The organism is Bradyrhizobium sp. B124 (assembly GCF_038967635.1).
Lineage (GTDB): Bacteria > Pseudomonadota > Alphaproteobacteria > Rhizobiales > Xanthobacteraceae > Bradyrhizobium.
This window is the reverse complement of sequence record NZ_CP152413.1, coordinates 1344965-1367531: the sequence shown is the minus strand read 5'-3', so window position 1 is coordinate 1367531 and position 22567 is coordinate 1344965. Positions and strand designations below refer to the sequence as shown.

21 protein-coding genes and 1 tRNA gene are annotated in these 22567 nt (G+C 63.7%); 12 read left to right on the top strand and 10 right to left on the bottom strand.

From position 1 onward, the window contains the following. Window positions 1–20: 20 nt before the first annotated feature. From AAFG13_RS06315 to AAFG13_RS06305, 3 genes are all read left to right on the top strand, one after another. Window positions 21–1142 (top strand): dipeptidase, encoded by a 1122-nt coding sequence (locus tag AAFG13_RS06315; RefSeq protein ID WP_342711468.1) that lies wholly within the window; start codon window positions 21–23, stop codon window positions 1140–1142. Between the two features lie 89 nt (window positions 1143–1231). Then, the gene (locus AAFG13_RS06310; RefSeq protein ID WP_342711467.1) at window positions 1232–2299 is read left to right on the top strand and encodes an extracellular solute-binding protein; all 1068 of its coding nucleotides are present in this window, start codon (window positions 1232–1234) and stop codon (window positions 2297–2299) included. Between the two features lie 57 nt (window positions 2300–2356). Then, entirely contained in the window at window positions 2357–3253 is an 897-nt protein-coding gene (locus AAFG13_RS06305; RefSeq protein ID WP_342711466.1) for a haloalkane dehalogenase, read from the top strand. A 136-nt stretch (window positions 3254–3389) separates the two neighbouring features. Here the strand turns inward: AAFG13_RS06305 and AAFG13_RS06300 are convergent, their stop codons facing one another. The 3 genes from AAFG13_RS06300 to AAFG13_RS06290 form a co-directional block, all read right to left on the bottom strand. Beyond that, on the bottom strand, window positions 3390–3701 hold the full coding sequence (locus AAFG13_RS06300; protein WP_342711465.1) for a helix-turn-helix domain-containing protein: 312 nt from the start codon (window positions 3699–3701) through the stop codon (window positions 3390–3392). Between the two features lie 17 nt (window positions 3702–3718). Further along, window positions 3719–4948 (bottom strand): ABC transporter substrate-binding protein, encoded by a 1230-nt coding sequence (locus AAFG13_RS06295; RefSeq protein WP_342711464.1) that lies wholly within the window; start codon window positions 4946–4948, stop codon window positions 3719–3721. Between the two features lie 186 nt (window positions 4949–5134). Then, window positions 5135–6112 carry a helix-turn-helix domain-containing protein gene (locus tag AAFG13_RS06290; protein ID WP_212314914.1) on the bottom strand — a complete coding sequence of 326 codons (978 nt, stop codon included), beginning with the start codon at window positions 6110–6112 and terminating at the stop codon, window positions 5135–5137. A 151-nt stretch (window positions 6113–6263) separates the two neighbouring features. On the opposite strand from AAFG13_RS06290, the gene AAFG13_RS06285 reads away from it, so the two are divergent. Next, entirely contained in the window at window positions 6264–6527 is a 264-nt protein-coding gene (locus tag AAFG13_RS06285) for a tautomerase family protein (RefSeq protein WP_212314913.1), read from the top strand. 168 nt (window positions 6528–6695) lie between these two features. Here the strand turns inward: AAFG13_RS06285 and AAFG13_RS06280 are convergent, their stop codons facing one another. The 3 genes from AAFG13_RS06280 to AAFG13_RS06270 all read right to left on the bottom strand — a co-directional run bounded on the left by AAFG13_RS06280 (window position 6696) and on the right by AAFG13_RS06270 (window position 9280). Then, a complete protein-coding gene (locus AAFG13_RS06280; protein WP_342711463.1) occupies window positions 6696–7001 on the bottom strand; it encodes a GNAT family N-acetyltransferase in 306 nt (101 codons plus the stop codon). Window positions 7002–7380: 379 nt separating this feature from the next. Further along, on the bottom strand, window positions 7381–8790 hold the full coding sequence (gene glnA / locus AAFG13_RS06275) for a type I glutamate--ammonia ligase (protein ID WP_212314908.1): 1410 nt from the start codon (window positions 8788–8790) through the stop codon (window positions 7381–7383). Window positions 8791–8941: 151 nt separating this feature from the next. After that, entirely contained in the window at window positions 8942–9280 is a 339-nt protein-coding gene (locus tag AAFG13_RS06270) for a P-II family nitrogen regulator (RefSeq protein ID WP_011441447.1), read from the bottom strand. Window positions 9281–9634: 354 nt separating this feature from the next. Between AAFG13_RS06270 and AAFG13_RS06265 the strand changes: the two genes are divergently transcribed. The 3 genes from AAFG13_RS06265 to AAFG13_RS06255 all read left to right on the top strand — a co-directional run bounded on the left by AAFG13_RS06265 (window position 9635) and on the right by AAFG13_RS06255 (window position 13358). After that, window positions 9635–11134 carry an NAD(P)H-hydrate dehydratase gene (locus AAFG13_RS06265; RefSeq protein WP_342711462.1) on the top strand — a complete coding sequence of 500 codons (1500 nt, stop codon included), beginning with the start codon at window positions 9635–9637 and terminating at the stop codon, window positions 11132–11134. After that, window positions 11109–11573, top strand: coding sequence for a GNAT family N-acetyltransferase (locus AAFG13_RS06260; RefSeq protein ID WP_212314906.1), 465 nt, complete (start codon window positions 11109–11111; stop codon window positions 11571–11573). Before AAFG13_RS06265 ends, AAFG13_RS06260 begins: the two co-directional genes overlap by 26 nt. A 168-nt stretch (window positions 11574–11741) precedes the next feature. After that, window positions 11742–13358: a radical SAM protein gene (locus AAFG13_RS06255; protein WP_212314905.1), complete on the top strand. Its 1617-nt coding sequence runs from the start codon at window positions 11742–11744 to the stop codon at window positions 13356–13358. A gap of 42 nt (window positions 13359–13400) precedes the next feature. Here the strand turns inward: AAFG13_RS06255 and AAFG13_RS06250 are convergent, their stop codons facing one another. Further along, window positions 13401–14228, bottom strand: coding sequence for an oxidoreductase (locus AAFG13_RS06250; RefSeq protein ID WP_342711461.1), 828 nt, complete (start codon window positions 14226–14228; stop codon window positions 13401–13403). Between the two features lie 100 nt (window positions 14229–14328). Between AAFG13_RS06250 and AAFG13_RS06245 the strand changes: the two genes are divergently transcribed. Then, the gene (locus AAFG13_RS06245; RefSeq protein WP_342711460.1) at window positions 14329–15294 is read left to right on the top strand and encodes a LysR family transcriptional regulator; all 966 of its coding nucleotides are present in this window, start codon (window positions 14329–14331) and stop codon (window positions 15292–15294) included. A 374-nt stretch (window positions 15295–15668) separates the two neighbouring features. Beyond that, the gene (locus tag AAFG13_RS06240) at window positions 15669–16451 is read left to right on the top strand and encodes a tetratricopeptide repeat protein (RefSeq protein WP_342713560.1); all 783 of its coding nucleotides are present in this window, start codon (window positions 15669–15671) and stop codon (window positions 16449–16451) included. A gap of 27 nt (window positions 16452–16478) precedes the next feature. On the opposite strand, the gene AAFG13_RS06235 is transcribed toward AAFG13_RS06240, so the two are convergent. The 3 genes from AAFG13_RS06235 to AAFG13_RS06225 form a co-directional block, all read right to left on the bottom strand. Beyond that, window positions 16479–17198, bottom strand: a complete 720-nt coding sequence (locus AAFG13_RS06235; RefSeq protein WP_342713559.1) for a hypothetical protein — start codon at window positions 17196–17198, stop codon at window positions 16479–16481. Between the two features lie 150 nt (window positions 17199–17348). Further along, on the bottom strand, window positions 17349–18434 hold the full coding sequence (locus AAFG13_RS06230) for an enolase C-terminal domain-like protein (protein WP_342711459.1): 1086 nt from the start codon (window positions 18432–18434) through the stop codon (window positions 17349–17351). Between the two features lie 32 nt (window positions 18435–18466). Then, window positions 18467–19798 carry a multicopper oxidase domain-containing protein gene (locus tag AAFG13_RS06225; protein WP_342713558.1) on the bottom strand — a complete coding sequence of 444 codons (1332 nt, stop codon included), beginning with the start codon at window positions 19796–19798 and terminating at the stop codon, window positions 18467–18469. A 135-nt stretch (window positions 19799–19933) separates the two neighbouring features. Here AAFG13_RS06225 and AAFG13_RS06220 point away from each other — a divergent pair. The 3 genes from AAFG13_RS06220 (at window position 19934) to AAFG13_RS06210 (ending at window position 22383) form a co-directional block, all read left to right on the top strand. Beyond that, window positions 19934–20018: transfer RNA gene (locus AAFG13_RS06220), tRNA-Leu, on the top strand. Window positions 20019–20182: 164 nt separating this feature from the next. After that, window positions 20183–21541: a trigger factor gene (gene tig / locus AAFG13_RS06215; protein WP_342711458.1), complete on the top strand. Its 1359-nt coding sequence runs from the start codon at window positions 20183–20185 to the stop codon at window positions 21539–21541. Window positions 21542–21747: 206 nt separating this feature from the next. Next, window positions 21748–22383, top strand: a complete 636-nt coding sequence (locus AAFG13_RS06210) for an ATP-dependent Clp protease proteolytic subunit (RefSeq protein ID WP_092114669.1) — start codon at window positions 21748–21750, stop codon at window positions 22381–22383. The last annotated feature ends 184 nt before the right edge of the window (window positions 22384–22567 follow it).

Below are 22567 nucleotides of genomic sequence, written 5' to 3'. Positions count from 1 at the left end.
CCGCGCGCTGCGCGGACCCGTTGGCTCATCCCATCCTGCGCGCTACGCTGCTCGACGCTGGCAAGGCGAAGGAGAGCGGTGCGGTGCAGGAAAGCGGCAAGGTTGCGATCTTCGACGGCCATAACGACGCGGCTCAGCACCTCGTTGAATACCGGGAAGGCGGGCGGGATTTTCTCGCGCGCTCCGAGGATGGTCATCTCGATCTGCCGCGTGCCCGGGAAGGCGGCATGGTTGGCGGCCTGTTCGCGATGTACGCCAAGGCAGAACATCCGCGCCAAGGCGATTTCACCCGAACCGCCGACGGGTACGAGGTGCGCCTCGCCGAGCCGCTCGATGCGGCCTACGCGCGTCGTACCATCGATGCCCAGCTGAGCGCGCTCGAGGCCATGGTGGCCCGCGCCGACGGAAAAATCCGCCGCGCGACGACCGTGGATGAGATCGAGGCGGCACGGCGGGACGCGGCATTTTCAATCGTGCTGCACCTCGAGGGCGCCGAAGCGATCGACGCCGATCTGGACGGGTTGGCGCAGCTCTACGCCCGCGGCCTGCGTTCGCTCGGCCTGGTCTGGAGCCGACCCAACATCTTCGGTCACGGCGTGCCGTTCGCCTATCCGCGCTCCCCGGATACCGGCCCCGGTCTGACTGACGCGGGGAAGGCGCTGGTGAGGGCCTGCAATGAGCTCGGAATCATGCTCGACGCGGCTCACCTCAACGAGCGCGGGTTCTGGGATCTGGCGGCGATCAGCACCGCGCCCATCGTGGCAACCCACGCCTGCGCGCATGCGGTCTGCCCTGCGACCCGCAACCTGACCGACCGGCAGCTCGATGCCGTCGGGGCATCGGGCGGCGTCGTCGGCTTCAATTTCAGTGTGTCCGAGGTGCGCCCGGACGGGCATCGTGATCCGGGAATCCCGATCGAGACGGTGGTCGACCACCTCAGCTACCTGGTCGAGCGGATCGGCGACGACCACGTCGCGCTGGGGTCCGATTTCGATGGCGCGCTCATGCCCCTTCCGCTCCGGGATGCAAGCCATCTCCCGAATCTGATCCAGGCGCTGCGGACACACGGCTACGATGACGCCACGTTGCGCAAGATCGCCTTCGACAACTGGATGCGCGTGTTCCGCCAAAGCTGGCGATGAAACCGCTGCACACGGCCCATCGATCGTGATCTATTGTGGCTGCACAACAATGGCGCGGCCGGTTAACGGCCCGATTCAGGGAGCATGGAATGCAGGACCGCAAATGGTCGAGACGCGACTGGCTCAAGGTGACGGCAGCGACGGCCGCTGGCATGGTGTTCGCCGAACCGCTGCGGGCGGCGCCGCCGCCGGCTGAGACCGTGACGCCGGAGCTGATCGCGGCAGCGAAGAAGGAAGGCAAGATCTCGTTCTACAGCGCGCTCGAATTGAACACGGCGGAGCGTCTCGCGCGCGACTTCGAGCAGAAATATCCGGGGATCAGCGTCCGTGTCGAGCGCTCCGGCGCCGAACGCATCTTCCAGCGCATCGCCCAGGAGCAGGGCAGCGGCATCCATGCCGTCGACGTCGCCAACTCGACCGATCCCGCGCATTATCTCGACTGGAAGAAGAACGACTGGCTCGCGGCCTATCTGCCCGAAGAGGTCGCCAGGCATTTTCCCGACGATCAGATCGATCCTGATGGCACGTCGGCGACGTCCTGCGGCTGGTTCGAGGTGATCGGCTACAACACCGAGCAGGTGAAGCACGAGGAGGCGCCGAAGAGCTACGCCGATCTGCTCGATCCGAAATGGCGCGGCAAGATCGTGAAGGGCCACCCGGGTTACTCCGGCGCGATCTTGACCGCGACCTTCGTGCTGGCGCGCGATCTCGGCTGGCCGTATCTGGAAAAGCTGGCGCAGCAGCGCGTGATGCAGGTGCAGTCGGCTGCCGATCCGCCGAAGAAGATCCTGCTCGGCGAGCGCGCGGTCATGGCCGACGGCAACGACTACAATCTTGTGCTGGCCAAGGATCAGGGCAAGCCGGTCGAGGTGGTCTATCCGACTGAGGGCGCGCCGCTGATCATCGTGCCGAGCGGCGTGTTCAAAAGCGCGCCGAACCCGAACGCCGCGCGGCTGTTCCAGAGCTACTTCTTCAGCGCCGAAACCCAGCAGATGCTGGCCGACGAGTTCGCGCACCGTTCGTTCCACGCCAAGGTGAAGGAAAAGGCCGGGCACGTGCCGCTCGACAAGCTGAAGATGCTCAAGGCCGACCCGGTCCAGGTGCAGGCGCAGAGCGAGGAGATCAAGGCGCGTTACGCGAAGCTGTTTCGCGTGTGACGGCCAGTCCTCGCCCCCCATCCTGCGAGCGACGTCAACAACGAGGAGCATCGGACAATGGCGATCGGGGCTTTGCGGACCGCGGATGTATGCTTTGATGGCCTTCCCGGCTATGCGTTCGCGCCCAACTATCGTGACGATCTTCCCGGCTATTCCGGTTTGCGCATGCACTATCTCGACGAGGGAAGGGGCAATGCCCGTGTTGCGCTGTGCCTTCATGGCCAGCCGACCTGGAGCTACCTTTACCGCAAGATGATTCCCGGCCTCGTCGCCTCCGGCTATCGGGTGATCGCGCCTGATATGTTCGGGTTCGGTCGCTCCGACAAGCCTGTCGAGGAGTCCGTCTACACCTTTGACTTCCATCGCGAGAGCCTGATCGCCCTGATCCGTGCGCTAGAGCTCGGTCGCATGACGCTGGTTTGCCAGGACTGGGGCGGGTTGCTCGGTCTGACCATCCCGATGGAGATGGCCAATCGCTTCGAAGCGCTGCTGGTCATGAATACCATGCTCGCGACCGGGGACCGCCCGCTGACGAAGGGCTTCATGGATTGGCGCGCGTGGAGCAACGCATATCCCGACATGGCGGTCGGTAAACTGATGGCGCGGGCCTGCCCGCAGCTCTCACCCGCGGAGGCTGCGGCCTATGACGCACCTTTCCCTGATGCCAGCTACAAGTCCGGTGTGCGCAGATTCCCAAATCTTGTGCCGGACCAGCCCAATGCCGGCGGCGCGGCCCTGTCACGCAAGGCGCGCGAATGGTGGCGAAGCGAATACTCCGGCAAGACCGCGATGGTGATCGGCATGACCGACCCGGTGCTCGGGCCGGCCGTCATGGCGGAGATGCGGCAAACCGTCCGCAATTGCCCCGAGCCGGTCACGCTCACCGCAGCCGGACACTTCGTGCAGGAATGGGGTGAGGATGTCCTGAGGGGCGCGCTGCCGCTCCTGTCCTGAACGCGGAGGTGGGTAAGCCGGGCAACCGCAGCCCGTAGGATGGGTAGAGCGCAGCGAAACCCATCGCGCCAGTGCAAGGTGTGCGATGATGGGTTTCGCTGCGCTCTACCCATCTTACAGCTCTCATTCTACGGGCTCAGGCCGCGCGCATCGCGCGCTGTGCGCGGTAGGCCTGCGGTGACAGCAGCGTCAGCTTGCGGAAGGCCTTGCTAAAGCTGCTCTCATCCTCGTAGCCGGTGGCGCGGGCGATGGCCTTGATCGGTTGCGCCGTCGTCTCCAGCAGCGTGCGCGCGTGCTCGACGCGGCGGCGCGTGATGAAGGCCTGCGGCGGCTCGTGGGTCAGTTCGCGAAAGCGGCGATTCAGCGTGCGTTCGCTGAGGCAAGGCGTGAGATGATGGGTATCACTTCCGCCTTCGCTTTTCGAGCTACGGCGGACAAGTCGCTCCACCCATCCTACGGATCGCGTTAACCTCCCACTTCTGCGCTGAGCATGGGCCCGAACAGCTCCCATCTGTCGCCCTTGAATCGTCTGAGCTGCATCTGCTTGATCGGAGCAAAGTCGATCGCACTGGTGTTCATGCTGATGCCCGGCAACAGGTTGGTGGTCCTGAAGTCCTTCAGGTTGGCAGCCTGCTTCATCACGTTGGCGCGCGTGAGATCGTCGCCGCACTGCTTTAGCACCTGAACCAGCGTCTGGGCGACGTTGTAGCCAGTCATCACCAGGCCATCGGCTCGATTGCCATCGGGGAAATATCTGGAGAGATATTCGTCGAATGCCTTCATGCCGGGGTCGTCCTTCCATTGCGGATCGAGCGGATCCATCAGGTAGGCAACCGAAATGATACCTTGTGCGTTCTCGATGCCCGCGGGCTGGATCACGGCGCCGAGCGAGGAGCCGACCGAGTTGAGGATATGCAACGGCTTCCAGCCGATCTCGGCCGCCTTCTTGATGGCCTGCGCTGCGAATTTCGGTGTGGCAATGTTGACGAATACATCGGCGTTCATCGACTTCATCTTGACGATGTGCGTGTCGATCGTCGGCTCGGCCACCTCATACGCATCCTCGATCACGATCATCGACGCCGCCTTGTCGCCGAGGCCGTCCTTCAGGCCCTTCAGGTAGTCTTTTCCGTAATCGTCGTTCTGGTAGAGGACGGCGATCCTGCCGCGAGGCTTTTCCTTCAGGATGTGCTTGGCATAGATCCGTCCCTCGCTCTGGTAGCTGGGCTGCCAGCCCATGGTCCACGGAAAGTTCTGCGGATCATTCCACTTGGTCGCACCGGTCTGGATGAACAGCTGCGGTACCTTCTTCGTGTTCATGTATTTCTGGATCGCGCCATTGGAGGCCGTGCCGAGAGCGGCGAAGATCAGCAAGACCTCGTCGCCTTCGACCAGCTTGCGCGCCTGCTCGACCGTCTTCGGCGGACTGTAGCCGTCGTCATAGGAGATGAAGGTGATCTTTCGGCCATTGATGCCACCCTCGGCGTTGATCTTGCGGAAATAGGCCGCCTGGGCCCGTCCGCTGGTGCCATAGGCGGATGCCGGCCCGCTGTAGGGCATGATGTTGCCGATCTTGATTTCAGTATCGCTTGCGCCGGTGTCGTATTTCTTCTGGGCAAATGCGCTGCCTGCACCGACAGCGAGGATCATGATGGCGGTCGAAAGCGCCGCCATTCGTCGCGTGACGAAAGACATCTCGTTTCTCCCCATGAAAAAAATGAATGTGCTTGTATTACCGGGGACTGCTGTTGAGTCCTTGGCGGAAGTGAACACCCGACTCCACAAATTGTCGATTCCGAACATCCCGCTTTGCGTGTCGGCTCGCGTCACGTCAGTGGGTTCGTCAGTATTGCTGACCGTAGTCTTTCGGGCGGCTTGCAACTACGCAGCTCGCATCGCTCGCTGCGCGCGGTAGGCCTGCGGCGATGTCAGCGTCAGCTTGCGGAAGGCTTTTCGAAAGCTGCTCTCGTCCTCATAGCCGGTGGCGCGGGCGATCGCCTTGATCGGCTGCGCCGTGGTCTCCAGCAGTGTGCGGGCGTGCTCGACCCGGCGGCGCATGATGAAGGCCTGCGGCGGCTCATGGGTCAGTTCGCGGAAGCGGCGGTTCAGCGTGCGTTCGCTGAGGCCCAGCGCCTGCGCGAGGCTGCGCACCGTGATCGGCGCCTTGCCGGTGCGGCGCACCAGCATGTCCGCCTTCATCAGCAGCGGATCCTGGGCGAGCATGTAGCCAAGCGGCATGAAGATCGCCTGCGTGCGTTGCGCGGTGTCGATCACCGCATAGTCGGCGCAGACCTTTGCGACCTCCGAGCCTTCGACGAGCTCGATCAGCCGCAGCAATAGATCGACCCACGACATCGGGCCGGCGGCGCAGACCAGGCGGTCGGCCTGGGTGAGCACGGCGTCGCTCGCGAGATCGATCCTGGGATGGCGGCGGCGGAGCTCGCTCTGCAGCCACCAGGTGATGGTGGCGCGGCGGCCGTCGAGCAGGCCGGCATTGGCGAGCAGCAGCACGCCGCTGCAGAACGCGCCGATCAGGCGGCCGCTGGCATGTTGCTGGCGCAGCCAGGCGCCGGCCCGGTCATATTGCGGTTGCAGGCGCTCGGCGGTCAGATGGTCGACCAAGCTGCCCGGCACGATGATCGCGTCAAATGCCGTCCGCTTGCTGACCGCGCCGTCGACGGCGAGCAACTTGCCGCCGCCGGCGCGCACCGCCTTGCCGTCGAGCGAGAGCGTCTGCCAGGTGAAGCGCGCCTTGCCGCCGCGCAGCTGCATCACATGGTTGCCGAGCGTGAGGATGTCGGCGATGCCGGCGACCGCCGATTGCATGCAGCCTTCCAGCGCGAGGATCGCAAGCTTCATGGGACCTCCGGAATTTGTCGCCATCCTACCCGATCGGCGCAGGCAGGCCATGGCAGATATTGCCCGATCTCTGTCCGATCGGCCACTGCCTGATTGCACCGCGCCGGTCCATCTTCGTTGCGTTGTCACAACTCAGCAATGGAGAGAGACCATGCCTTACGTCACCATTTCCACCGTCCGCGGCATCTTCGATGTCGCGCAGAAGCAGACGCTGCTGCAGCGCGTTACCGATCTCATGGTCGAGGTCGAGGGGCAGGGTAACCCCGACTTCCGCCGCAACGTCTGGGTCAAGATCGAGGAGGGCGAGCCGGCGAGCTGGTCGCTCGGCGGCATGATCCCGACGCCCGACATGATCGCGGGCAATTTCGGGGCGCTCGATGCCGGCGGGCGGCGGGTCGCGAAGGCGAAAGCCTAGCCGCAGTCGGTAGGATGGGTAGAGCGCAGCGAAACCCATCGCGCCGGTGCAAGCTTCGAGATGATGGGTTTCGCTGCGCTCTACCCATCCTACAAGATCGCTCAAAAACGAAAGGCGCTTCCGGTGGAAGCGCCTTTTGCACGCGTCATGATCTGTTCATGTCGGAGGCTAAGGACGACGTACTTCGAAGTAGGTCTTGCCGCCCCGCTGAAATCCCGCTTCCTCATAGAAGCGGAGGGTTGTCTCCCGCTTCGATCCCGTCGCCAATGAGACCTTGTAGCAGTCGGCCTGCCAGGCAACATCGAGCGCGTGCGCAAGAACCCGTCGGCCGAGCCCCAGCCGACGGTAGTCGGCGTGAGTGACGACGTTCTCGATCACGCCATACGATCTGCCGCCTCGCGACAGGTTGGGCACGATCGCGAGGGTGCACGAGGAGACAAGCTGTTCTGCCGCTTGCGCCACGATCACGGTCATGAAGCTGGATGCAAGCAACGTCGACGAGACACGCTCGGCAGCGGCCGTCTCCAGCTCAGGATCGAGCGGATGAAGGTCGGTAAAGCTTCAACAGCTCGGGCAGTTCGTGTTCTGCCGCAGATCGGACGATGGCTTCGGTCATGGACGGATACCGTGGATTATGGCTTCGCAGGGATGCTATCAGAGTCCGTGCTTGATTCCTTCAGCGCGTAGGATGGGTAGAGCGCAGCGAAACCCATCGCTTTTCGCCGAGGTCCGCGACGATGGGTATCGCTGCGCTCCACCCATCCTACGGATCGCGCCTCGTGGCTACATCACCCAAAAACAAAAAGGCGCTTCCGATGGAAGCGCCTTTCGCATTCGTGAGTGGCCGTAGAGCTTACAGCGAGTAGTACATCTCGAACTCGACCGGGTGCGGGGTCATTTCGAAACGGGCGACCTCGGTCATCTTCAGCTCGATATAGGCGTCGATAAAGTCGTCGTCGAACACGCTGCCGTTCTTGAGGAATGCACGATCCTTGTCGAGGCACTCGAGCGCCTCGCGCAGCGAGCCGCACACGGTCGGGATCTGCTTCAGCTCTTCCTTCGGCAGATCGTACAGGTCCTTGTCCATCGCCGGACCCGGATCGATCTTGTTCTTGATGCCGTCGAGGCCGGCCATCAGCATCGCGGCGAAGCCGAGATAGGGATTGGCCATCGGATCGGGGAAACGCACCTCGACGCGCTTGGCCTTCGGGTTCGCCGTATAGGGGATGCGGCAGGACGCCGAACGGTTGCGCGCGGAGTAGGCGAGCAGCACCGGCGCCTCATAGCCCGGGACCAGACGCTTGTAGGAGTTGGTCGACGGGTTGGTGAAGGCGTTGATCGCCTTGGCGTGCTTGATGATGCCGCCGATGTAGTGCAGGCAGGTTTCCGACAAATCGGCATACTTGTTGCCGGCGAAGGTCGGCTTGCCGTCCTTCCAGATTGACTGGTGCACGTGCATGCCCGAGCCGTTGTCGCCATAGACCGGCTTCGGCATGAAGGTGGCGGTCTTGCCGTAGATGTGTGCGACCTGGTGGATGCAGTACTTGTAGATCTGCATATGGTCGGCCATCAGGGTCAGCGTGTCGAACTTCATGCCGAGCTCGTGCTGGGCGGACGCCACTTCATGGTGGTGCTTCTCGACCTTGACGCCCATCTTGGCCATCGCGCCAAGCATCTCGGAGCGCATGTCCTGCACCGAGTCCTGCGGCGGCACCGGGAAGTAGCCGGCCTTGGTGCGGATGCGGTGGCCGAGGTTGCCGCCTTCATACTCGGTCGCCGAGTTGATCGGCAGCTCGGAGGAATCGAGGCGGAAGCCGGTGTTGTAGGGGTCGGCCGAATAGCGGACGTCGTCGAACACGAAGAACTCGGCCTCGGGGCCGACGAACACGGTGTCGCCCACGCCCATCGACTTCACCATGGCCTCGGCCTTCTTGGCGATGCCGCGGGGGTCGCGGTTGTAGGGCTCGCCGGTGGTCGGCTCGAGCACGTCGCAGGTGATGACCATGGTGGTCTCGGCGAAGAACGGGTCGATCGTCGCGGTGACCGGGTCCGGCATCAGGCACATGTCGGATTCATTGATCGCCTTCCAGCCCGCGATCGACGATCCGTCGAACATCGTTCCCTCGGCGAAGATGTCATCGTCGATCATGCTGACGTCGAAGGTGACGTGCTGCCACTTGCCGCGCGGATCGGTGAAGCGCAGGTCGACGTATTTGACGTCGTTGTCCTTGATCGATTTCAGGACGTCTTTGGCGGTCTTCATGAATACCCCTTATGGATGTGCGGGTCGGTTTCCAGCGGAGAGGGACGTTATTCCCGCTTTTGGCGAGTTCGTGTGACTGCTGAAACGAAATGAGGCTGCCGAAGCAGCCTTTTTTCTCTTTTGCCGTCAGAAAATCCGGATAGCACCGGGCTTAAATAGCGTCCAGCCCGGATTCGCCGGTCCGGATGCGGATGGCTTCCTCGATGTTGGAGACGAAGATCTTGCCGTCGCCGATCCGCCCGGTCTGGGCCGCGCGGCGGATCGCGTCAATCGCCTTCTCGACCAGGTCGTCGCCGATCACGATCTCGATCTTCACCTTGGGCAGGAAGTCGACGATGTATTCCGCACCGCGATACAGCTCGGCATGGCCCTTCTGGCGGCCAAATCCCTTGGCCTCGGTCACGGTGATACCTTGCAGTCCGACTTCCTGGAGCGCTTCCTTCACCTCGTCGAGCTTGAAGGGCTTGATGATGGCTTCAATCTTCTTCACTGAGCGCCTCCCGGGCATTGCAGATTGCAGGGTCGAGTTCGATGCGCGTGGGGCGCAGTCTGGTTGGTCTTAAGCCTTCCGGCGGGTGGCCGGAAACACGCGCAATGGTCGCATCGAGCGGCATTGTGCGCGGCTTCCTCAAAAGCAGGGTCTATGCCAAGTTGTTAAGGTCCCCGATTTTGGAATGTTATCAGCCTTTTAACAGGCAGTCGGCTGATATCGAACCACATGGGCTATGATATCCAAGCCCAACAAATAGGCAAATAGATCAATCCGTATGCAGTCGGCCAGTAGAAACCCCGCGAACGTCACAGGAATTGCCTCTCGAAAAGGCGAAGCGATTGAGGATTCGGCATGGACGTTCTGACCACCACCGAGATGGAGCGCGCCGACCGGCTGACCATCGCAGCCGGCACGCCGGGCTTCGCGCTGATGATGAGCGCCGGCCAAGCCGTCGCTGAAGCCGCGATGGAGCTGGTCGAGGAAGGGCCGATCGTCGTGGTCGCCGGCCGCGGCAACAATGGAGGCGACGGCTTTGTCGCCGCCGCCGAGCTCGCCGCGCGCGGCCGCGACGTGTCGGTGATCCTGCTCTGCGAGCGCGACAGCCTGCACGGCGACGCGGCGCTGGCGGCGAAGGGCTGGAAGTATCCGGTGCTGCCGTTCAACCCGCAGGCGCTCGGCAAGCCGGCGCTGATCATCGACGCGCTGTTCGGCGCCGGGCTCAATCGCCCGGTCAAGGGCGACCCGCTGGAGATGATCGCGGCCATCAACGCCAACGGTACGCCGGTGCTGGCGGTCGACCTGCCGAGCGGTATCAACGGCACGTCGGGCGCCGTCATGGGCGCGGCCGTGCAGGCGACCGAGACCGTCACCTTCTTCCGCAAGAAGCCTGCGCACCTGTTGCTGCCGGGCCGGATGTATTGCGGCCGGGTGCGCGTCGCCGATATCGGCATCGCGGCGCAGGTGCTCGATGAGATCAAGCCGCTGACTGCGGAGAATCTGCCGCAGGTCTGGCGCTGGTCGTTCCCGGTGCCGCGGATCGACGGCCACAAATACGCAAGGGGCCATGCCGTCGTGGTCTCGGGTGATATCGCCTCGACCGGGGCGGCGCGGCTCGCCGCGCGCGCGGCGCTGCGCGCCGGCGCCGGCCTCGTCACTCTGGCCTCGCCGCGCGATGCGCTCGCTGTCAACGCGGCGGCGCTGACCGCGGTGATGGTGCGCGCGGTCGACAATCCGATCCAGTTCGCCGAACTGCTCGACGACAAGCGCCTCAATGCCTGCGTGATCGGCCCTGGTGCGGGCGTCAGCGCGCGCACCCGCGACTTCGTTCACACCGCGCTGTCGGCGCAGCGGCATCTGGTGCTCGACGCCGACGCGCTGACCAGCTTTGCAGGTTCGCCGGACCGGCTGTTCGAGGCGATCAGGGCCTCCGACGGTCTTGGGGTGGTGCTCACCCCGCATGAGGGCGAGTTTCCGCGGCTGTTCAGCGACATCTCCAACAAGCATCCCGGCCGCTCGAAGCTCGAGCGCGTCCGCGCGGCGGCCGAGCGTTCCGGCGCGGTGGTGCTGCTGAAGGGCGCAGACACGGTGATCGCATCTCCCGACGGCCGCGCCACCATCGCCGCCAACGCGCCGCCTTGGCTTGCCACCGCCGGCGCCGGCGACGTGCTGGCCGGCATCATCGCCGGCTTCCTAGCGCAGGGCGTCGCGGCATTCGAGGCGGCCAGCATCGGTGTGTGGCTGCACGGCGAAGGCGCCAGCGAGGCGGGGCCCGGCCTGATCGCGGAGGATCTCACCGAAGTGCTGCCTTCCGTGTTCCGCCGGCTCTATGACGAGTTCGGGATTGAGTATTAGGCGGCTCCAGCTTGCCGACATGGACGCCGCCGCACGCGTGCACCGCGCGGCGTTCGACGAAGCGTTGCCGTGGCTCGCGGGCCTGCACACGCCGGATGAAGATCGCTGGTTCTATCGCGAGCGAATGTTTGCGACCTGCACGCTGTGGGGCGCGTTCGACGGCGAGGCGATGAGCGCCGTCATCGCATTCCACGACGACTGGATCGAGCAGCTCTATGTGCTGCCGGCCGCGCAGGGCCGCGGCATCGGCGGCGCGCTGCTCGAGATCGCGCAGCAGGGCGCGGGCCAGTTGCAACTCTGGACCTTCCAGCGCAATGCGCGGGCGCGCCGCTTCTACGAGGCGCGCGGTTTTGCCGCGGTCGAGGAAACCGACGGCAGCCGCAACGAGGAGAGGGAGCCGGACGTGCGCTATCTCTGGGCGCGCAGGGCCGGCGGATGACATATCGATCGGATTGACTGACCCCGGGCGGATCCGGGGAACAGGACGGGGCTCACGGCGGGACGAAAGATCGTCTGGCAATCGGCCACCATTTGAGCACTTAATGCCTGTATCGACGAGCGAAAGTACCCTTGAGCCTCAAAGCCGCGTGGTACGGACCGGAGCACCATGACGAGTCCCTGCCGCGTTCTAATGATCTATCCGAAGTTCGTTCCAGACTCGTTCTGGAACTATACGGAAGCTTGCGAACTCGTCGGCGCGAAGTATCCGGCGGCACCGCTCGGACTGATCACCGTCGCCGCCATGCTGCCGAAGCATTGGGAGATTCGGCTCGTCAACCGTAACACCGAGCCTTCGACCGACGCGGACCTTGACTGGGCCGATCTCGTCATGATCGGCGGTATGCTCAACCAGCAGCCTGATTTTCTCCACCTGATCGATCTCGCCCACCGGCACGGCAAGCCGGTATGTGTCGGTGGGCCTGACGTCTCCTCGAGCCCGCACCTTTACGCGGATGCGGACTTCCAGGTGATCGGCGAGGCCGAACACATCATCGAGGAATTCATCGCCGCCTGGGAACGCGGCGAGCGCGAGGGCGTATTCATCGCCGAGAAATTCAAGATCGACGTCACGCTAAGCCCGATGCCCCGCTACGATCTGATCAAGTTCGATCATTATCTCTTTATTGGCGTGCAATATTCGCGTGGCTGCCCGTTCACCTGCGAGTTCTGCGATATTATCGAGCTGTACGGGCGCGTGCCGCGCACCAAGACCCCCGATCAGATTCTCGCTGAGCTGCAAGCGCTCTACGATCATGGTTATCGTGGGCATGTCGATTTCGTCGACGACAATTTCATCGGCAACAAGAAAAACCTCCGCATCTTACTGCCGCGGCTCAAAGCCTGGCTGGAAGAGCGAGACTATCCGTTCGAGTTCTCGACCGAAGCCTCGATCAATATCGCTGATGACAGCGAGCTGTTGCAGGCAATGAAGGACGCGAACTTCTTCGGAATTTTCGTCGGCATTGAGAGCCCGGATCCAGAGACCCTCGTGCAGATGAAGAAAAAGCAGAACACCAGGCGCAACATCGCCGAGAGCGTTCACAAGATTTACGACTATGGCATGTTCGTCACCGCGGGTTTCATCGTCGGGTTCGATACCGAGAAAGTCTCGATGGCGCAGGCGATGATCGACTTCATCGAGGAGGCGAGCATTCCAGTCTGCATGGTCGGACTGCTCTATGCGCTGCCTGGCACACAGCTGACGCGGCGGCTGGCCCAGGAAGGCCGCCTGCACGAAGGCCATGATCTCATGAAGGTCGAGCAGGCGGGCGACCAATGCACGCTCGGCTGCAATTTCGACACCAAGCGTCCGCTTCGTGACATCCTTGTGGACTACAAGGCTGTGCTCGGGCACGTGTTCAGCCCGGCGGCCTATGCAGGGCGGCTGTCGCGGCTTTCCGTCATGCTCGACCGGTCCGACCGGCGCCGCGATCTGCCCGATGGCGACGTGCGCACGAAGCTTGGCGGCATCGAGGGCGTGCACAGGATCATGCGGACCCTGCCGGAGGTTCGCGAGCCGTTCTGGAAGACCTTCGTCGAGGTCGCCAAGTCCAATCCAGGCGCACTGCGCTACATCGTGATGCTGATGGCGCTGTACCTGCATTTCGGGCCGTTCTCGAAGCACGTGATCGGTGAGATTGACCGCCGGATTGCCGAGCTGGATGCCATGCCTCCGGTAAGGGTCGCGGAACTTGTGCCGCGAGCTCAGCTGGACGCCGTTTGATGGACGGCAAAGTTCGCTGGACTCTTGGGCAGCTGACGCAACTCAGGCAACGTCGGTGGAAAGCGAAACGCTCTTCCACGCATCGAATTCGGCTTCCAGCAGTTTCATTTTTTCCTCGACCAGCCGCACGGCATCGCTGCCGAGCAGCAGATGTGTCGGCGGATCGGCCGCCAAGGCGAGTTTCAACATCGCCCGCGCGGCCTTTTGGGGATCGCCGACCTGCCAGCCACTCAGTTCCATGCGGCGTTTGCGGATTGGATTGATGATAGCGTCATAGTCTCCGATCGACCGCTCCGCCCGTACCATCGATCGTCCGGCCCAGTCGGTGCGAAAGCCGCCCGGCTCGACCGCGGTGACCTTGATGCCGAAATCCTTGACCTCCTTGCCGAGGGATTCGGATATCCCTTCCAGCGCGAACTTGCTGCCATGGTAGTAGCTGAGGCCGGGCATCGTGATGATCCCGCCCATCGACGTGATGTTGAGAATATGCCCGGCGCGCCGCTTGCGCATGAAGGGCAGCACCGCCTGGATCATCGCCACCGCGCCGAAGACGTTGACCTCGAACTGGCGTCGCAGATCGTCGATCGATGATTCCTCCAGAATGCCCTCGTGGCCATAGCCGGCATTGTTCACCAGAATGTCGATCGCGCCGATCCTGTGCTCGACGTCGGCGACGGCGGGCGCGATCGCCTCGGTGTTGGTGACGTCAAGAACCACCGCGTGCACGTCGGCGCCGAGCGCTTCGAATGTCCGCTTGTCATTCTCGTTGCGCACGGTGCCGGCGACGGTATGGCCGTCGCTCAATGCTGCCTCGGCCAACGCGCGGCCGAAGCCGGACGAAACGCCCGTGATGAGGAAAGTCTTTGCCATGGAGATGTCCTTCAGATCGAGATTGCCGGCTCGATATAGGCGACTTGATTAGTGCAATAATCGGCATAGAGTGGCATGACCTGATGCAGATAATCGAACAATGCAGCATCCTGGCCTTTTCGAGCTGAACGCCGTCGTCGCGATTTCAACGCATCGCAGCTTTCGCGCGGCCGCGACTGAACTCGGCATTTCGCCCTCGGCGTTGAGCCATGCGATCGCCGCCCTGGAGAAGCGGTTGGGCGTGCGCCTCATCAATCGGACGACGCGCAGCGTCGCGCTGTCGGAAGCGGGAGAGCGTTTCCTCGCCAGGGTCAGTCCCGCGCTGCGCGAGATTGCCGGCGCGATGGAGGATGTGAACGAGTTTCGCGACACGCCCGCGGGAACGCTGCGCATCAACCTGAAGGAGCGCGCCGCGCACCAGATCCTCCGCCCGGTCGTGGCAAAATTCCTGCGGCGCTATCCCGACATGAACGTCGAACTGACCCTGGAGGGACGTCCCATCGATATCGTCGCGGAAGGTTTCGATGCCGGCATCCGGTTGGCCGAAGCCGTGCCGCAGGACATGGTCGCGATCCCCTGCGGTCCGGACACGCGCTTCATTGTCGTCGGCGCGCCCGATTATTTCGCACGCTGTTCGGTGCCGCGGTCTCCGCTTGATCTGCTCGCCCATGAGTGCATTCGCAGGCGGATGCCCAGCGGCAAGCTGTACCACTGGGAGTTCGAGAAGCGCGGCGGCGAGCAGATGGTGGTGGATGTCCGGGGCAGGCTGACCCTCGACAATGACACCCTGATGGTCGAGGCCGCTCTCGACGGCCTGGGACTGGCGTTCGTCAGCGATTTTTGGGTGACGGGGCATCTCGCCGCCGGCACCCTGCGCGCCGTGCTGGACGACTGGACGCCGCCATTTCCCGGCTTGCGTCTCTACTATCCGCGGCACCGGCACATGACGGCCGGGCTTCGTGCTTTCGTCGACATGGTGCGGGAGGAGACGAAGGTGGCCGCCAGGGGCGGGGAGGTCCACTCGCCCCCGGCCAAGCGATCGGGCGATCGTCGCAAGCGCGCTTGAGCCGTCGCCACATCGGCGCTCTACAGATGCGGCACCACCTCGACGCTTGCCTTGAGGAGGCGACGCGTCTTCATCAGGTTGTGCGATACTGGAGCACTTCAGTGCCCGAGAACCGGATTTCTCCCGCATGAGAAGAGCCGGCAATGATCGGGTGGAAACGAAATGAAACACGCGATGTCCGGCTCACGTCGACGTGGACACCGTGCCGGCCTTTCCGCGCTTGTTCCGCCTTGCCGTTTTTCACGAGACTGTTGTTGGACGCGCGGAGAGACGCGGGCTAAGGCCCAACGACATTCTCTCTCGCATCCCTCCAGAAGCTTCCCGTGAGTGGCAGGCAAAACAATTTCCTCGCTCAAGCGCTGCAACAAGGCGCAATGGCGTTACGAACGCAGCAGTTCGCTCAAGCCGAGCAGATTGCGGCCAACATCCTGAAATCCAACCGCACGGACAGGAACGCAGCGCTTCTCCTCGCGCATGCCTTGAGGGGGCAGAACCGCGGAGACGAGGCGATCGCACCGCTGGAAAGGGTTGCAAGCCGCGGCGATGACGGAGAGGTTGAGACTTTGCTCGGCGCATTGCTGTGCGGTGCAGGGCGTGCCACGGAAGGCATCGCGCAGCTGCGGCGCACGGCGGCACGCCGCCCGCCATATTTCCCGTCGTTTCAGGAACTCGCCGGCCAGCTTGCCAAGGCCGGTCAATACGACGAGGCGATCAGCACGGTCGAGGCTGGCCTCGCGCTGGCCCCCGACAGCGTCGATCTGAAGCTCGATCTCGGGCGGCTGCTGCACGATACCAATGAATTCGCGCGGGCTGCGCGTGTCCTGACAGCCGCACGTGATGCTGCGCCGGGACACCTCGATGTTCTCAACCAGCTCGGGCGGGTCCTGATCCTGCATGGCGACTACGCCGCGGCCGCGGATGCGTTCCGCCGCGTGCTCGCCCAGTACCCCGACGATCGCTCGACCCGCGCCTACCTCGCCACATCGCTGTTCGAGCAGGGTGAGCGCGACGCTGCCGAGGCGGCGCTGCGCTCCGTCATTCGCGGTCAGCCCCAGCTGTTGGGACGCGCGGCATTCGTCATGGCCGCGGGATCGCGTGGCCGCTTCTTCTTCGCGCAGCGCGACGCTGCGAGATTCCTCGGCGGGGAAGCAGGTTGAGCGGATCGGACGAAATCTCGTCGCGCCTCAGGCCCTGAAGTTTCTCCGGTAGAGGTTGGGCTGGCGCTTGAGCTCACTCCTGAACTCGCCGACGCGCTTGGCTTCTTCCGCGGTGAACGAGGATGCCTGCGCAGTCCAGTCGTCGCGCTTGACGGGAATGCATTGCGCGATGGGAGTCCCTTTCGGGAGGACGCCGCGGAAATTCCGATCGTGCCAGTACGCCGGGAAGTGCACCCAATTGTCGACATAGAGGTCGGAATTGACCAGGCCGCTGAGGGTGGTGAACGGCAGGTCGAAGCGGTTGACGGGATGCGTGAAGTAGATCGCGTAGCCTTCAGGCGCTTCGACGGTCCACAGATTGTGGAATTTGAGAAAGAAGCGGCCCGCTTCGAATAATGGTGTGCCGCTGACCTGACCCGGGTCGTGAAATCCGATCGGCGAGCGCGGAAATTCGGGTGTGCCTCCGGGCGGCAGGTCGTGATCCCAGGTGATTTCGCCGTCATCGACCTTGAGATCGCAGACCAGCGGCAGCAGGAACCCGCAGGTCATCGCGTCCACGAAGGGCGGGCAGCGCTTGATGGTGTTCTCGTCGTGCAGGTTGATCGAAGAGAAGGCCGTCGCCGGCATGGCCTTGAGCCAGTCGGGGACGCCTTGTGCCGCCGGGAGCGGTCGCGGGATCAGTCCTTCGAGTTGTTCCGGACAGCGAAATTTGAGCGTCAGCTCATTGGGCGCTCCAGTGCGCCCGATCGACCTACATGATGATGTCGTGAATTCTCGCTCACGTTCGATTGATGGCGACCTCAGCCATGCGTCAGACAAACGGCAATCCGTTGCCGCCCTCATCAGAAGCAGGGGCAGACACAATCTGAAGCAAACGGAGAAACGCCGCGCCGGGCGCTAGCTCACGAGATACTTCGCCACCGCCGGCTCGTTCCATTCGATGCCGAGCCCGGGACCGCGGGCGGTCACCGCGCCGTCTATGATCTCGGCGGGCCTTGCGAGGATCGCGCCCGCGAAGTCGAGGAACTCGAGCCAGTGCGCGGTCGGCGTCACCGCGAGCAGATGCGCGCTGACTTCAGCGAACAGATGGCTCGACATCGGGATCGACGCGGCATCGGCCTGTCCCGCGACCTGCATCCAGCCGGTCACGCCGCCGACCTTCATCACGTCGGGCATGATGAAGTCGGATGCGCCGGCCGCGATCGCCTCGGCGAAGCCGCGCGGAAACCACCAGTTCTCGCCGGCCTGGATCGGAGTCGGCGAGGTCTCGCGGACCTTGGCGTGGCCGGACAGGCTTTCCTGCGGGACCGGCTCCTCAATCCAGTGCAGGTCGTAGGGCGCAAGCCGGGCGATGCGACGTGTGGCTTCCGCCGGATCGAGCGACTGGTTGAAATCGATCATCAGCGCGATGTCGGGACCGAGCAGGGCGCGCACGCCCTTCACGACGCGCTCGTCATTGGCGGCATCGCCATCGCCGCCCTTGATCTTGATGCCCTTGAAGCCTTGCTCGAGCGAGCGGCGCAGCGCGCGCTCGTCCGCAACGGGATCGACCGCGCCATAGCTGTCATAGGCCTTGATCGGCTTCGCCGAGCCGCCGAGCAACTCGACCAGCGGCCGGCCGGCAAGTTGGCCGAGCGCATCCCAATAGGCCATGTCGAGACCGGACACGGCCATCCCCACCAGACCCTGCGCGCTGAGCAGCCGAAACTTGGCGTCCATCGCCTTCATCAGATCGAACGGGGCGACTGGCCTGCCGATCAGCTCGCGACCGATCTCCTCGATCAGATAGACGAGAGGGTGAAGTGTGAGCTTGCTGTAGGCGAAGATGTAGGTGCGGCCGGTAACGCCTTGATCGGTTTCGACATCGATTAGCACCAGCGGACCGGAATCGATGACGCCAAACGCGGTCTTCACAGGACGCTTGAGCGGCACCACGACGCTTCGTGCCTTCACTCCGCGAATCGCTGCAACTGTCTGGCTCATCGGCGTTTCCTTAAGGCGGTTTCCACTTCTTGTTATTGGACACTGTACCATCGCAAGAGCCGCGGCGCGGCCCAATCGGTCGCGACCTGCTCGATCAGATAGCGGCCCGGATATTCGGCGAGGAAGGCGATGCGCTGGGTCTGGCCCGGTTCGACCGCGAGCGTGTCGAGCCAGAACGGCTTCCAGCCGTCGTCGAGCCGGTCGAGCAGACGGAAGTGATGGCCGTGCAGGTGAAACACGCTGGCGATTGTGGCCTGATTGGTCAGGGCCAGCACGACGGTTCGGCCTGCCTTGGCCTGAAAGGCCGGGGCCGCTGACGGCTTGAAATCCGCCGGGCGGAACCACTCGGTGGGCGCGCCGAGCGCCAGATCGAATCGCGTAGCGCTCTTGAGGTCGAGCTGAGCGGGCATGTCATTGCCCGGCAGCGGTGGGGCTGGCGGGAACGGCGCCGTTCGGATTGGCGGCTCGTTCGAGACGGTGAGCTTGCCGACCGGACGGGCTTGCTTGCCGTCGTGCAGCAGGATCGGGAAGCTCGTTCCGGCCGGACCAGCCGCATCGACAAAGACATCCGTGCGGCTTCCAGGAGCCAGGACCAGCGCGCCGTTGCGGGCCGGGAACGGTTCGGCCGGCTGGCCGTCGATCGCCATCACCCGGACGTCGAGGTTGTCCAGCTTGACCGCCAGCACGCTGCGTTGGCTGCCATTGATAAAGCGGAGTCTGAGGCGGGCATTGGCCGGAGCCGAGATATCGTATGAGGTCTTGCCGTTAATTGTATGAATTTGCGTCGAATTTTTTGGGTCGCTTCCAGGCGGGATCACAGTTCCATCGGGCTGCAGGCGCCATTCCTCGATCAGCAGGACCTCGTCGCGATCGACCGCCACGGGCGAGGTGCCGGTTACGATCAGCGGGCGCGGCCGTGCCGGCGCCGCGCCGTCCCCGAATAGCGGCTCGCACAGGAAGGTGCCGGCATGCCGAAGCGGCAGCTGGAAGATATCTTTTGCCCCCGTGGCAAGGGGCGCCCGGGAGGCCAGCGGCTCCGCGGCCGGTACGCCATCGAGCCCGCGGCAATCGAGCGCTGCGGCGACCGGTAGCTCGTTGCCGAACGTCACGTCGAGGATCTCACCGCGCCTGAAGTGGAGATCGCCGCTGCCGAGCGACCAGACCGGGGTCTCCGGTCCGTCGGGACGAAGCAGGATGCGGCCGATCTTGGCCTGCAGCGCAACTGCCGTCCGGCCCTGGGCCGAGCCGGTGGTCGGCCAGGCGGGGCAAAGCGCCGCGGCGCCGAGGCCGGCGATCAGGTCGCGCCGGGTGAGGGAAACTTGGGGACTTGCTATGGGGCTTGCCATCCGGCCGATGCGGACCATTTTCAAGTGTACCTGTCCAGTCGCGATCGGTCGCAGGGCGGGCTCTCCAGCGGCCATTTTTTTGCTGCGAACCGGTGGGCGCATGTTATAAGCCCGGCCGCCCGCGGCATCGCGGCCGGACTGGATGCTTTTCGCGCGGGCGTGGCGGAACTGGTAGACGCGCTGGATTTAGGTTCCAGTGACGAAAGTTGTGGGGGTTCGAGTCCCTCCGCCCGCACCAAGCGCTTACAGCGTTTGCATGACGATTCCTTGGAGAACCTTGGGCCCCGAAGGGGACGAGGGTTCGCCGAACCCACAGACGTTAGGCCGCAAGGCTCACCGTCGAACAGATTGACACTGCCACGGCCACTCGGGCCGCGGCAAAAGCGGAAGAAGATTGATACCATGCAGGTCACCGAGACCCTCAACGAGGGACTGAAGCACGAATTCAAGATCAGCGTTCCGGCATCCGATCTCGATGCCAAGGCGGGCGCCAAGCTGGTCGACCTCAAGGACAAGGTCCGTCTCAACGGCTTCCGTCCCGGCAAGGTGCCGGTGGCGCACCTGAAGAAGATCTACGGCCGCTCCGTCATGGCCGAGACCATCGACCAGACCATCAGCGACACCAACCGGCAGATTTTCGAAGATCGCGGCTTCCGCCTCGCCGGCGAGCCGAAGATCACGATGCCGACCGAGAAGGACCAGGTCGAGGAATTGCTGTCGGGCAAGACCGACCTGACCTACACCGTCGCGATCGAGGTCGTGCCGCAGATCCAGCTCGCCGATTTCAAGTCGTTCTCGGTCGAGAAGCCAGTGGTCGATGTCTCCGACGCCGACGTCGACGATGCCATCAAGCGCATCGCCGAAGGCAGCCGCCCGTACAGCGCCAAGACCGAGGGTGCGGCGGAGAAGGGCGACCGCGTCACCATCAGCTTCAGGGGCACCATCAACGGTGAAGCCTTCGAGGGCGGCACCGGCGAGGGCATCCAGGTCGTGATCGGCGCCGGCCAGTTCATTCCGGGCTTCGAGGAGCAGCTGATCGGCATCGGCACGGGCGAGACCCGCACGCTGAAGGTTGGTTTCCCGAAGAACTACCTGAACGACAAGCTCGCCGGCCAGCCGGCCGAGTTCGAGACCACCGCGACGCTGATCGAGGCGCCCGGGGAGGCCACGATCGACGACGAGTTCGCCAAGACGCTCGGCCTCGAGTCGCTCGACAAGCTGAAGGAAGCCGCGCGCGAGCGCCTGACCGCCGAGTTCGCCGGCGCGACCCGTCAGAAGGTCAAGCGCGCGCTGCTCGACCGGCTCGACGAGAGTCACAAATTCGAGGCGCCGCCGTCGCTTGTCGCCGAAGAGTTCAACCTGATGTGGAACTCGATCAAGGCCGAGATGGACTCGACCGGCAAGTCCTTCGCCGACGAGAACACCACCGAGGATGCGGCCAAGGAAGAGTACCAGAAGATCGCCGACCGCCGCGTCCGCCTCGGCCTCGTGCTGTCGGAGATCGGCGAGAAGAACAAGATCACCGTGACCGACGACGAGGTCTCGCGCGCCGTGATCGAGCGCGCGCGCCAGATGCCGGGCCGCGAGAAGGAAGTCTGGGATTACTACCGCAGCAACGCCCAGGCGCTGGCCCAGCTCCGCGCCCCGATCTACGAGGACAAGGTCGTCGACTTCGTCCTTGAGCTCGCCAACGTGACCGAGAAGAAGGTCTCCAAGGATGAGCTGTTCAAGGATGAAGACGCCGAGCAAACTGCCGCCTAATTGCGGCACCTCGCGTTAATGATGAACCGCGAAAGCAAGCCTGGCGAGGGTTCCCCTCGCTAGGCGCGCCGACGCGAATCGGCTTGAACTTCTGCGTCCTGCCCAGGTGGCTAGTACGGTCAGTGCCGGTCTTGTCGGCCGGAAATTGGCCCATATCTGGGTTAAGCCTTAACGTTCTGCATCACCCCTAACCCTTGGGTTCTTTCATGCGCGATCCCGTTGAAACCTACATGAACCTCGTGCCGATGGTCGTCGAGCAGACCAATCGCGGCGAACGCGCCTACGACATTTTCTCGCGCCTGCTGAAAGAGCGCATCATCTTCGTCACCGGTCCGGTGGAAGACGGCATGGCGACGCTGACCGTCGCGCAGCTGTTGTTCCTCGAGGCCGAGAATCCGAAGAAGGAAATCTCGATGTACATCAACTCGCCGGGTGGCGTGGTGACGTCGGGCCTTGCGATCTACGACACGATGCAGTTCATCCGTCCGCCGGTGTCGACGCTGTGCACGGGGCAGGCGGCCTCGATGGGCTCGCTGCTGCTCGCAGCCGGCGAGAAGGACATGCGCTTCACGCTGCCGAACTCCCGCATCATGGTGCACCAGCCGTCCGGCGGCTTCCAGGGCCAGGCCACCGACATCATGCTGCACGCGCAGGAGATCCTGAATCTCAAGAAGCGCCTCAACGAGATCTACGTGAAGCACACCGGCCAGACCTACAAGGCGATCGAGGACGCGCTCGAGCGCGACAAGTTCCTCACCGCCGAGGACGCCAAGGCGTTCGGTCTCGTCGACAAGGTCATCGACAAGCGGCCGGAAGACCCGTCGGCGGCCAAGGCGGCCTAATAAGGCTGCTTGATCTGGAAAGGCGACCCGAGGCGTCGGTGTGATCTCCACATTGACGCCTCACATAGTCGGCAAAGCAGGACGGCGGGGTACCTCGCAAGCGCATATGCGGGGGCAGAAAGTTCCGCTTTCGTGCTCATGGTCCGGCGTGGTAATCCCGCAACGTTCCGTGGATTTCGAAGCG

Excerpts from the sequence above, each read along its gene's own strand:
- AAFG13_RS06290 (WP_212314914.1), bottom strand. The coding sequence starts at position 6,112 with ATGAAGCTTGCGATCCTCGCGCTGGAAGGCTGCATGCAATCGGCGGTC.
- AAFG13_RS06295 (WP_342711464.1), bottom strand. The coding sequence starts at position 4,948 with ATGTCTTTCGTCACGCGACGAATGGCGGCGCTTTCGACCGCCATCATG.
- AAFG13_RS06245 (WP_342711460.1), top strand. The coding sequence starts at position 14,329 with ATGCAGCATCCTGGCCTTTTCGAGCTGAACGCCGTCGTCGCGATTTCA.
- AAFG13_RS06230 (WP_342711459.1), bottom strand. The coding sequence starts at position 18,434 with ATGAGCCAGACAGTTGCAGCGATTCGCGGAGTGAAGGCACGAAGCGTC.
- AAFG13_RS06285 (WP_212314913.1), top strand. The coding sequence starts at position 6,264 with ATGCCTTACGTCACCATTTCCACCGTCCGCGGCATCTTCGATGTCGCG.
- AAFG13_RS06240 (WP_342713560.1), top strand. The coding sequence starts at position 15,669 with ATGGCGTTACGAACGCAGCAGTTCGCTCAAGCCGAGCAGATTGCGGCC.
- tig (WP_342711458.1), top strand. The coding sequence starts at position 20,183 with ATGCAGGTCACCGAGACCCTCAACGAGGGACTGAAGCACGAATTCAAG.
- AAFG13_RS06210 (WP_092114669.1), top strand. The coding sequence starts at position 21,748 with ATGCGCGATCCCGTTGAAACCTACATGAACCTCGTGCCGATGGTCGTC.
- AAFG13_RS06250 (WP_342711461.1), bottom strand. The coding sequence starts at position 14,228 with ATGGCAAAGACTTTCCTCATCACGGGCGTTTCGTCCGGCTTCGGCCGC.
- AAFG13_RS06265 (WP_342711462.1), top strand. The coding sequence starts at position 9,635 with ATGGACGTTCTGACCACCACCGAGATGGAGCGCGCCGACCGGCTGACC.
- AAFG13_RS06280 (WP_342711463.1), bottom strand. The coding sequence starts at position 7,001 with ATGACCGTGATCGTGGCGCAAGCGGCAGAACAGCTTGTCTCCTCGTGC.
- AAFG13_RS06255 (WP_212314905.1), top strand. The coding sequence starts at position 11,742 with ATGACGAGTCCCTGCCGCGTTCTAATGATCTATCCGAAGTTCGTTCCA.
- AAFG13_RS06260 (WP_212314906.1), top strand. The coding sequence starts at position 11,109 with ATGACGAGTTCGGGATTGAGTATTAGGCGGCTCCAGCTTGCCGACATG.
- glnA (WP_212314908.1), bottom strand. The coding sequence starts at position 8,790 with ATGAAGACCGCCAAAGACGTCCTGAAATCGATCAAGGACAACGACGTC.
- AAFG13_RS06310 (WP_342711467.1), top strand. The coding sequence starts at position 1,232 with ATGCAGGACCGCAAATGGTCGAGACGCGACTGGCTCAAGGTGACGGCA.
- AAFG13_RS06305 (WP_342711466.1), top strand. The coding sequence starts at position 2,357 with ATGGCGATCGGGGCTTTGCGGACCGCGGATGTATGCTTTGATGGCCTT.
- AAFG13_RS06225 (WP_342713558.1), bottom strand. The coding sequence starts at position 19,798 with ATGGTCCGCATCGGCCGGATGGCAAGCCCCATAGCAAGTCCCCAAGTT.